The sequence below is a fragment of the Pseudoalteromonas sp. APC 3250 genome, assembly GCF_030407915.1.
GTDB classification, from domain to species: Bacteria; Pseudomonadota; Gammaproteobacteria; order Enterobacterales; family Alteromonadaceae; genus Pseudoalteromonas; species Pseudoalteromonas tetraodonis.
Genome location: NZ_JASDCM010000009.1, coordinates 131521 through 141361, shown reverse-complemented (window position 1 = coordinate 141361; position 9841 = coordinate 131521). Strand labels below are relative to the sequence as shown.

Annotated in this window: 9 protein-coding genes; 3 read left to right on the top strand and 6 right to left on the bottom strand. The window is 37.4% G+C overall.

Annotation, left to right across the window (positions count from 1 at the left end):
* Nucleotides 1-89 precede the first annotated feature (89 nt).
* Nucleotides 90-509, bottom strand: a complete 420-nt coding sequence (locus QL986_RS11500; RefSeq protein ID WP_290191558.1) for a hypothetical protein — start codon at nt 507-509, stop codon at nt 90-92.
* A gap of 272 nt (nt 510-781) precedes the next feature.
* Between QL986_RS11500 and QL986_RS11495 the strand changes: the two genes are divergently transcribed.
* Nucleotides 782-1966 carry a hypothetical protein gene (locus QL986_RS11495; RefSeq protein WP_290191557.1) on the top strand — a complete coding sequence of 395 codons (1185 nt, stop codon included), beginning with the start codon at nt 782-784 and terminating at the stop codon, nt 1964-1966.
* Between the two features lie 383 nt (nt 1967-2349).
* On the opposite strand, the gene QL986_RS11490 is transcribed toward QL986_RS11495, so the two are convergent.
* Nucleotides 2350-3453 carry a mechanosensitive ion channel family protein gene (locus QL986_RS11490; RefSeq protein ID WP_290191560.1) on the bottom strand — a complete coding sequence of 368 codons (1104 nt, stop codon included), beginning with the start codon at nt 3451-3453 and terminating at the stop codon, nt 2350-2352.
* Between the two features lie 123 nt (nt 3454-3576).
* Here QL986_RS11490 and QL986_RS11485 point away from each other — a divergent pair, with 123 nt between their 5' ends.
* Nucleotides 3577-4524 carry a YihY/virulence factor BrkB family protein gene (locus QL986_RS11485; protein WP_290191556.1) on the top strand — a complete coding sequence of 316 codons (948 nt, stop codon included), beginning with the start codon at nt 3577-3579 and terminating at the stop codon, nt 4522-4524.
* Between the two features lie 23 nt (nt 4525-4547).
* Here the strand turns inward: QL986_RS11485 and QL986_RS11480 are convergent, their stop codons facing one another.
* The gene (locus tag QL986_RS11480; RefSeq protein ID WP_290191555.1) at nt 4548-7574 is read right to left on the bottom strand and encodes an EAL domain-containing protein; all 3027 of its coding nucleotides are present in this window, start codon (nt 7572-7574) and stop codon (nt 4548-4550) included.
* Between the two features lie 254 nt (nt 7575-7828).
* Here QL986_RS11480 and QL986_RS11475 point away from each other — a divergent pair, with 254 nt between their 5' ends.
* Complete coding sequence (locus tag QL986_RS11475; RefSeq protein WP_036955988.1) at nt 7829-8674, top strand: pirin family protein; 846 nt, start codon at nt 7829-7831, stop codon at nt 8672-8674.
* Between the two features lie 22 nt (nt 8675-8696).
* On the opposite strand, the gene QL986_RS11470 is transcribed toward QL986_RS11475, so the two are convergent.
* The 3 genes from QL986_RS11470 to QL986_RS11460 are packed head-to-tail and all read right to left on the bottom strand — an operon-like array spanning nt 8697 to nt 9716.
* Nucleotides 8697-8939, bottom strand: a complete 243-nt coding sequence (locus QL986_RS11470; protein ID WP_008110702.1) for a hypothetical protein — start codon at nt 8937-8939, stop codon at nt 8697-8699.
* Between the two features lie 13 nt (nt 8940-8952).
* Complete coding sequence (locus QL986_RS11465; RefSeq protein ID WP_058154148.1) at nt 8953-9393, bottom strand: hypothetical protein; 441 nt, start codon at nt 9391-9393, stop codon at nt 8953-8955.
* Between the two features lie 5 nt (nt 9394-9398).
* Complete coding sequence (locus QL986_RS11460; protein WP_013464052.1) at nt 9399-9716, bottom strand: hypothetical protein; 318 nt, start codon at nt 9714-9716, stop codon at nt 9399-9401.
* Between the last annotated feature and the right edge of the window lie 125 nt (nt 9717-9841).

Genomic DNA, 9841 nt, shown 5'->3' with positions numbered 1-9841 from the left:
CTTATTATCTTCAATTGGGTATATTTCACCAGCTCAATATGAAACAGACTACTATGATAATTTAAACGAGTCAGGTAAAGTGGCCTGACTTAAACAAACTGGTCTCCGATGAACTCGGGGCGATTCATTTTCCTTAATCTAAAATAAATATCTTTGTTTATAGATATTGTTATTCTTTTATTATTGAATTTTAGTTTTCTTATTCTAGCTAGATAATTATCCCAAGTACTTTTTTCTAGTGTCCTTAAAAGTGGCTTAACTCGGTTGAAAATGTTTTTTAACCCCGTGAACTCCTTTTCTAACTCATTTTCTAATGATTTTTTAGGCTCTTTTGATGATGTTAATATTTCAATTATATTGTCTATGTTTTTGATTTTTGCTGTTGAATATTTTGATATAACCTCTTTGGTTTTTCTTATTTCAACTTTTAACTTTGGCTCAATATCCTTATTGTATAGCTCATTATGTGAAATGTACCATTCCCAAATTTTAATATTTTTCTTATTCATTCTAAATGCTACCTGTTTAATATATTCATTTCGTTCTGGAACTTTTTTGTGACTTGATTAGTTTCGGAACGAATTATTTTTTATTTAGTTCTGGAACGTTTTTTTTTGAATTTACTCGTTCCGAAACGAATTAACTAAACGTTAGTTCTGGAACGTTTACATGTCAAGTATATTTAAATTAATACTATTTGGGAACGTAAGGGATCTTTGCTTGGAACCTTAATAATTTAAATCTGTAAAAAGTAAGTCCACATTAAATGTTAGGACTAAACATGAAAGATATAGATGAATTGCTCAATTATAACATCAGGTTAGTTGGACATGATAGATTAGATGAAGATTCAATTAGTTTATCGTTAGTAGATACTGTTATTGAGCATAGTAATAAAATATATACCTATTCTATAGGTGGAAATGAAGTTAAAGAGTTCTCAATAGATCAGTTCATTTCGAGATACGGTTATGATTATCGAGAAATTGACTGTGTTTTTTGGAGCTTAGGTACCTACAAATACTTGAAAAAAGAAAATTCATTTAAGCACCCAAAGATACATAATGTTATAAAAACTAAAGCTGAAAACAAAAAGAAAGTAAAAAGTTTCTGTGGTGTTGAGTCTTCAAGTCACCTTGATTTTTTTGCTATAACTTTAAATGTAAAAAAAAGGCATGTTAAAAAATTAATTAGAGAGCTTTTAAATGAAGATTTAATAGAGAGATGCTCTAAGAAAAAACAGAAGTGTCGGTATTATAATCGAAAAGCTTTTAACGAAAGTGAACATTTTTATATTGATTACTCTCCAAAGGGGAAGGCGCGTAATTATTTGAAGGTAAGATGGAACCCTGCATTTACAAGTGAGAAATATCTTAGATATTTTTTCTCTAGACTGAAGTCATTAGTTGGTAAAAATTATAGTGAGATAGTTAATGAGTCCTTAATTTCTAGAGTTGATTTTGCATTAGATTTTAAAGGTGATTCAGTTAAAGATACTATATTAAATATAAGTGGCTCTTCTAAGTTAAATAACTATTTTAATAGTGAGTCAGTCATGGAAACAAAGATAGTTGGTGCGAGTGAGTTTAGATTGCAAGTATACAATAAGTCTTTACAACAAGGGTCTAATTGTCCGGATTCACTTAACAGAATTGAAGTCCAATTAAAAAGACCTAAGATTGACGAGTTAAGAGTTCAACTAAAAAACGTTTGTAGTATTTTTGAAAAATCAAATAAAGTAAGAATGTATAGTAATACCGATAATAAATACTTTAGCCATGATGAAATGAATGATCTAAAATATTTAGGCGTGGTCGGATTAAGATCTTCTCTTAATAATTCAAATGAGAAGAAGAGGCTATCTCGAAATCTTGCTAAGATTGAAGTAACAGGTTTTGGTGATAGCTTAATGGGCGGATCATTAGCTGAGTTACAAAAGCTCAAAAGGCTTTTATTAAAACCTTAATACGTAATTGGAATTGCGCCAAATAGTGTGCCAAAATCTACTTTTACGTTTGCCACAATTAATATAACGTATTGATTATTATGTTTATATTTTAGTCTACCTGTTCACTTACCGGCTGACTCACTCATTCAATAAAAAAGCCCGCAGTTAACGCTGCGGGCTTTTTTGTGTTTGGAATATGCTGTCAGGTTGCGGGCGGCGAGCTTCGGGTTGCGGGCTTAAAACCTAAACTCGACGCGAGACTAACTATCGCCTTCAGGCATAAAAAACCTTGTAATGTTAACCGCAAGGCTTTTAAATTTCTCGAACCTCGAACCTCGAACCTCGAACCTCGAACCTCGAACCTCGAACCTCGAACCTCGAACCTCGAACCTCGAACCTCTCTATATAATATTTTTACCTTGCTCTGGGTCGCGTGATTCATCGGCTTGCTCGCGAATATCATCCGTATCACTACTTACATCATCAATACTGTGTTCATGCTCTGTGGTTTTATGTTTTTGAATATGTGATTGCTCGTTAATTTCTTCTGTTGTCTCTGTTTTAGCTTCGCTTGCTATGGGATAAATATCTTCACCTTGGCTATTGAGCAATATACGCTCTCTGGCATTGTCAGGCATACTTATATTATGTTGCGTAAAACTATTGATTAACTCTCGCATAAGTTGTGAGGCTACTTTTACCGTGCTGTATTGTTCGCCGTTGACCCAAAAGTAAACGGTAAAGTTAATAGTGGCGGAGCCTAAGTTATCAATCAATACTTGGGGAGGTGGATCGCTAAGCACAGAGGTTTGCTGCGATATCATACTAATTGCCAAACTTTGTGCGTCGCGAATGTCATTATCGTAGCCAATACCGATTGAAAAATGACCGCGCATTTTAGGATTAGCGGTTAAGTTTTTAATGGTATTTTTATACACAGTCGCATTGGGTATTTGAATATGATTGCCATCGTAGTCAACTAAAGTGGTTGCCCGTGCAGTTACTTTTTTAACAATACCAATTCTGCCATCAACTTCTATTACATCATCTATTTTAAATGGACGCTGTACACTTAAAAGTAAACTGGCAATAAAGTTCTCAGCAATATCCCGAAAGGCAAAGCCTAAAATAAGCCCAATTAATCCGGTGCCACTCATAATTGCGACCGCGAATTCGGTGAGTCCTGCCAAGCGTAAAAATAGATAAAACCCGAGTAAAATAATTAAGGTGCTAATACCTCGCCTAGCAACTAGATGTACTAATTTACTCTTGGTCATGTAAGTAACAGGCTTTATTAACAAGCGTGATAATGGTGTGGCAATTAAATAACTAATCACCAAAATAACAATCCCTAATAATAAAGTGGGCAGTAATTGCATGAATGTGTGTAGTAATTGCACGCTTTGATCTTTTAAAAAGCTCCAAGAAATTGAGTTTGGCTTAACGGTGTCGATTGCTGGAATTGATGTGTTATTAGCGAGTGTTGCAATTAAAGCACTGAGCATAGAGGTCATCCGTGTTAGGTCGAAGTAATTAGGGTCTGTGTTAAACAATAGCAGCAAGTTTAATACCAAGCAGTATTTGTTTGGCAAACATTTTGCTACTTAATTAGAAAAAGGGAGTTAACTATGAGTGACTTTAAGCGTGGCCAAAGAGCCAAGCAGCCTAACCATATCCCTCTGCGTGGCTGGTGGGATATTACAAGGCGAATAGTAAAAAAAATGAGCCGTGATAATTTATCTTTAGTGGCGGCTGGCGTGGCATTTTATGCGTTACTGGCTATTTTTCCCGCCATTGCGGCATTGGTGTCTGTGTATGCTTATTTTGCATCACCGAATGATATTAGTGTGTATTTAAGTCAGTTTATGGCGTTATTACCACAAAGCACTCAAGAAATTATTTTATCTCAAGTTTCAAGTCTTGCGCAAAAGTCACAAACTAGTTTAAGCCTTAGTGCGCTGGGTACTTTACTGTTAACTATCTGGAGTAGCTCTAAGGGCAGCCAAGCGTTGATCACAGCATGTAATATTAGTTATCACGAATACGAAAAACGCTCATTCTTAAAGGCGCAACTTGTGCGTTTGTTATTTTCAGTGGGTGCAATTGTGGTGGCTGTAATAGCACTGGTAATTATAGGTATATTACCGCTAGCGCTTAATTTACTCGGAATTAAAGAGAGTATTGATTTTTTAATCATGCTTATATCATGGCCGTTGCTGGCATTGACCTTTAACTTTGCATTATTAATTTTATACCGTTATGCGCCTCACAGAAAAGCAGCTAAATGGCGCTGGGTTACCGTGGGCTCATTCACCGCCACCGTATTATGGATTGTGGCATCTTTTGGCTTTTCATTTTATGTATCTCATTTTGCCAGTTACAACGAAACATATGGCTCTTTAGGTGGAGTGGTTATTATGCTTATGTGGCTATTTATTAGCGCTTATATCATTATTTTGGGAGCCACAATCAATGCTGCGTTAGAGCAGCAAACCGCTCAAGACAGCACCATTGGACCAAATAAAAAAAGAGGGCAGCGAGGTGCGTATGTAGCAGACCACCTCGACACAAAATAACCAGTATTAGGGCTAAATGACTTTTATTTTAAACTAATTACTTGATTTGTTGTTATCAGCTGCATAAACGAGGCTTTGTGCAGCGGCTTTGAAAACAAATAGCCTTGGCCATAATCACAACCGGCCTCAAGTAATAAATCCATTTGTAATTTTGTTTCTATGCCTTCGGCAATCACTTTTAAACCAAGCTGATGAGCCATCATGATAATTGCTTCACACAAAGCCAGCTCTTGACTGCCTTTTTGAATATTATCAACAAAGCGTTTATCTATTTTTAGGTAGTCGGTATCCATTTCTTGCAAGTAAGCAAGCGATGAATAACCGGTGCCAAAGTCATCAAGGGCCAATTGCATCCCTGACTTAACCAAGGCTTTCAAACGACTTTGGGTAAGTTCTTCAGGGTTAACCATTAAGCCTTCAGTAATTTCGGCCACAATCGCTGAGGCTGGTATATTTGCCGTTGCTAGCATATCGTACCATTCGTCTATGCCGCTATCGACGGTTGCCAATTGCACTGGTGAAACGTTAATGCTTATTTGAAATTCATCTTGAATGTGTTTTTTAATATCATTAAGTGTTTGTAGTGCCTCAGCAAATACGAATTGACCGAGCGCATTTATTTGTCTGGTTTCTTCAGCAAGAGGAATAAAGTCAGCAGGGCTGATCAGGCCTTTTTCTGGATGTTGCCAACGAATAAGCCCCTCAGCTTTGTGAATGTGTAAATCATCAAGCGATACGATAGGCTGGTAATACAATTCAAACTGTTCTAGCTCTATAGCTGAGCGAAGCTCTTTGAGTAGTTGCATTCTTGCGTTTGCATCTTCACGCATATCATGTGAGAAAAATTCAAAGCCATTGCGACCGCTATTTTTTGCTTTATACATAGCTTGGTCAGCGGCTTTAAGTAATTGCTCTGGATTTTGGCCATCATCTGGCGCGCAGGCAATACCAATACTGGCACTGATATACACTTTTTCATCTTCAATAAAAATAGTGGAGGCAAGGCTAAGCAAAAGTGATTTTGCTATTTGCTTTATATTATCGCTGCCATGTAAATCACTAAACACAACAACAAACTCATCTCCGCCAATTCGTGCTACAAAGTCAGCCTCTTTGGCCGTTTGCACAATTCGCTCAGACACTAACTTAAGTAATCTATCGCCGTAATGGTGGCCCAATGTGTCGTTAATATCTTTAAAATGATCAATATCTAATAGCATAATGACCAGTTTTTGATCTGCATTGGTCAGGTTTGCGAATCGTTGGTTTAAGCGCTCTTTTAGTTCTAATCGATTAGGCAAGTCGGTTAAATGATCAAAGTGCGCTTGTCGCCAAATTAATTCATCTGCTTGTTTTTTCTCGGTTAGGTCGGTAAAAATAGCAATACGACTAGTCGGGGCTTTATTTTTATCGTAAATAGTATCGATGGTTAACCATTCAACATACAGCTCGCCATTTTTACGACGATTGGTTATTTCACCTTGCCAACGCCCTGTTTTATTGAGCGATTGCCACATGTAATTATAAAACTGCTTATCGTGTTTACCCGATGATAAAATACCCACCGTTTTATTGAGTACTTCTTTTCGAGAATACAAAGTTGTTTCACAAAACGCAGGGTTCACATCATAAATAACCCCATTTTCATCCGTGATTGCCATGCCTTCACTGCTGTTGTTGTAAACTAATGACGCTAAATGCAGCGATTCTTGATTTTGCTTTCGTTGCGTGATGTTACTAATAACGATAATAAACTCATCGGCTTTTTTCATTGGGCTAATTTTAGCTTCATAAAACTGATTGTCTTGTTTTTGTTCAAGCTCAACAGTGACAGGGGCATTCAGGGGTATTAAGTACCCTTGCACTTGTTTTAAATTAGCATCAGAGAATAAACACGATAATTTTTTAGGGGGTGTTGAATGGCTATAATTTAACGATTTAATACGTCCACCGGTATCAAGAATATTGCCATTGGCATCTACGCGTAAAAAAGCATCGGGTAATGCATTAAGCAGGCTATTGAGCTCGTCATGCTTATGTTTAAGGCATGCTTCAGCCGTTAAGCGAGTCTCGGCCATGTATTTAAAACGATGGTAAAGTCTATTTAGCTCAGGACTATTGGGCTGCTCATCGTCATGAGGCATATTACCGGCCGCTAAGCGGTTAACCGCCTGCGTTAGACTTTTAATCGGATTTAAAATGCTTTTATTGACCAGTCGTCTAGCTAATACAGCTAAAAGAAGAATGGTCATTAAAAATCCTAAAACCATTTTTACAAAGTTAATATCTATCCGCTCAAGTGTTTTATCTATTGGTTGAGTAATATAAATAGAGAGCTTATTGTCATTGCCATCTCGATAGAGAGTCGTTTGATGAAAAACTCTACGGATACCATCTTTTCCTTTAAAAATGACACCTGCTTGTAAATTATGTTCTAAATCAAACTCTTCCAATTTATAACCTAATCTATCGGCTGAAAAAGGGGAGTTGGCTAAAATAAGATTATTAGAGTCAGTGATGGCGACTCGAACTTCTGTCGGTAAATTCAAGCTATTAAGTGCCGAGCTCCACCAGTCTAAAGCAATTACAGTTACTATCACGCCTTCAATATCATTGTTTTCATTAAGAATAGGGGAAGCAAAGTTAATACTCTGGGCTTCAAGGCTGCGATCGTGCTGGAAATGGCCAATACTAAACTCTTTACTGGCGAGTGCGTTTTTAAAGTAGGGACGATCACTAACGTTGATATTAGGGGCACCATTATTTGAGGAACAAATTAAATCGCCGTCTTTGTTTACTAAACCAATATTCGCGATATTGCCATTGAGTGCCTTAACATCTAAAAAATACGAAGGGCAGCGAGAAGATAAAGACTTAATGTCTTTCTGCTTTTTTGCTAAAAACTCAGTAATATGCTCTACATCATTAATCATGCTTTGCTGCTTGATAATTAGGTGCTCAGTGATAGAGCGCACTTTTTTCTCGTGCTCTTTAATAGCCGCGTCACGACTAAACCACAAGGTTACTAAAATGACAGCAGCTACAGGCATGCAAATTAGCATAAGTAGTCGATAAAGCTGATGTTTTAATGATGCAGTAAAAATAATCGTATCCAAATAAATATAGGGTAAAACTCTGACCAATAATTCTACTATAAATAACCTTTAATGTACTAAGGTTATATCGCAAATATTAAATTTACTTTTATTATATATAACTGAAATTTATTAATTAATTTTCGGGTAGAGTCATAATAATAAATTAATATTTTATACTTTTACTTAACCTATTTTAGGCAAAAAAAATGAAAATAACCAAAGTACTAACTGCTTATGCTACCCAAGATGGGGATGGTGTTAATATTCGTCGTATTCCAGGATTTGATGGTAAATATTTAGATCCATTTTTAATGATAGATGAGCTTAAATCTGACGATGAAAGTGATTATATTGGTGGCTTTCCTCCTCATCCTCATAGGGGGATCGAAACCTTTACCTATATTTTAAAAGGCGGGTTTGAACATCAAGACCAAATGGGTAACAAAAAGGCGATTCGTGCGGGTGACGTACAATGGATGAGTACCGGTAGCGGTGTTATGCACAGTGAAATGCCCCTTGCCGATGCTGAACAAGGCTTACATGGTTTTCAAATTTGGCTCAATATGCCAAGTGCTCAAAAAATGCGTGAGCCTCAATACCAAGATACCACAGAGCATCCAGCACCGAGTTTTACTAATCAACAAGGTGTTTCACTTAAAGCCTTAGCAGGGACATGGCAATTTGAATCACACCAATTGGCTGCAAGCTTACAAAATTTAGCTGCTAATGGCGCTATAGCCGATGTAGTTTTGCCTGCGGGTGAAGGGCTTAATTTACCGGCTTTAAAACAGCAAAAAGTAATGATTTATATTCATACAGGCTCATTAATATCTCAGACAGGTGACGTGTTTAATGCGGGTAAGTTACTTATATTAGAACCATTGAGTGACATTGCATTACAGGCACAGAAAGCGGCGGGGGTTCTTATTTTAGCAGGCGATCCACTTAACCAGCCAATTGCGCACATGGGACCTTTTGTAATGACCACCGAGGCTGAAATTCGCCAGGCTGTAAGCGATTATCAAAATGGTTTTTTTGGCTCATTGTCGTGATAAATCGATGCGCGAATGACTTTTAAGCAAGTAGCTTTAATAACCAAGTGTATTTTTTTATCGTGTTAGCATCACCTTTAGCAGACTCAACTACAGCGCCAGCTGCAAACGCACTGGCGAGCCCCACTTTTGTTGCTGCAAAGCGTTTGGCTCTGTATTTTATAGCTGCAAGATGCTGACGTTTTAGCTCTGATCGCATAACAACTTCTTTATCTAGCTGTTGCACGCGAGCGTTCGGTGAGTTGATCAAATAATTGATTAACATAATAGTGTGTGCCTCATAATTTAAGCAGCTGCTTTAGACTATTTAGCGTTTTAGTAAAACCAATTTTTTTGCTTAGATAAACTGCATTTCGCCATAGCCAAACTAAGCATAAAATTTGTAGGCTGATCACCACTGCAATGCTCAGCCAAATAGAGCTAAATAAATCAAAAGTAGCAAAGCCTACAATACCTAAAAATCCCACCCACAGTAACACCAAGCCACTGGCAAAACATCCTAGTAGAATGGTGATCAGTGCTAAGGATCTTAACGACAGCTTCCACTCAGCTGTAGCCAGCTGATGCGTTAACTTTCCTTGTTGGTGATAATCATCCTTGAGCTGCGCTGCATAATCAGCAAGCTTAGCAACATGATCTTGCCAGTCATCGGCGTGTTTTGCCGATGACGGCGAATCTGTCCCTTGTGATTCACTTGGTGTTGAGTGTTGGTTTTGCATTAGTATTACTTACGACGAAACAGTGCTGTAACTAACATACCAGCAGCAAACGCCAGACCCGCCGTTGCTAATGGGTTTTCTGATGCGAGTTGACGCGTTTTAGACGAACACTCTGCTAGTTTCTCACGAGCGGCTAACTGCTTTTCATTAAGCGTTTCAGCTGAGCTGCTTGCGCCTTTACGAACACCATTTTCAGCTACCGCCGCTTTACTTGATAATGCATCAACTGCGTCATGCGCTGCTGATGTCGCTTTATCTGTTAGCGGTGCTTCAATCTCTTGTTTTGCATCAATAGGAGTTTTGCTCTTTGTTGCCGTAGCCATAATCAATCCTTAATAGTTTTTTAAAAGTAATTATTTAGATGCAATGATTAAACCAGTCTTTAACCTGTTGTTTTATATGAATTGTATTTTATTTACGAATTTTGAGTGGGTTTATAGCTGTAACT

Excerpts from the sequence above, each read along its gene's own strand:
- QL986_RS11500 (WP_290191558.1), bottom strand. The coding sequence starts at position 509 with ATGAATAAGAAAAATATTAAAATTTGGGAATGGTACATTTCACATAAT.
- QL986_RS11495 (WP_290191557.1), top strand. The coding sequence starts at position 782 with ATGAAAGATATAGATGAATTGCTCAATTATAACATCAGGTTAGTTGGA.
- QL986_RS11490 (WP_290191560.1), bottom strand. The coding sequence starts at position 3,453 with ATGCTCAGTGCTTTAATTGCAACACTCGCTAATAACACATCAATTCCA.
- QL986_RS11485 (WP_290191556.1), top strand. The coding sequence starts at position 3,577 with ATGAGTGACTTTAAGCGTGGCCAAAGAGCCAAGCAGCCTAACCATATC.
- QL986_RS11480 (WP_290191555.1), bottom strand. The coding sequence starts at position 7,574 with ATGCCTGTAGCTGCTGTCATTTTAGTAACCTTGTGGTTTAGTCGTGAC.
- QL986_RS11475 (WP_036955988.1), top strand. The coding sequence starts at position 7,829 with ATGAAAATAACCAAAGTACTAACTGCTTATGCTACCCAAGATGGGGAT.
- QL986_RS11470 (WP_008110702.1), bottom strand. The coding sequence starts at position 8,939 with ATGTTAATCAATTATTTGATCAACTCACCGAACGCTCGCGTGCAACAG.
- QL986_RS11465 (WP_058154148.1), bottom strand. The coding sequence starts at position 9,393 with ATGCAAAACCAACACTCAACACCAAGTGAATCACAAGGGACAGATTCG.
- QL986_RS11460 (WP_013464052.1), bottom strand. The coding sequence starts at position 9,716 with ATGGCTACGGCAACAAAGAGCAAAACTCCTATTGATGCAAAACAAGAG.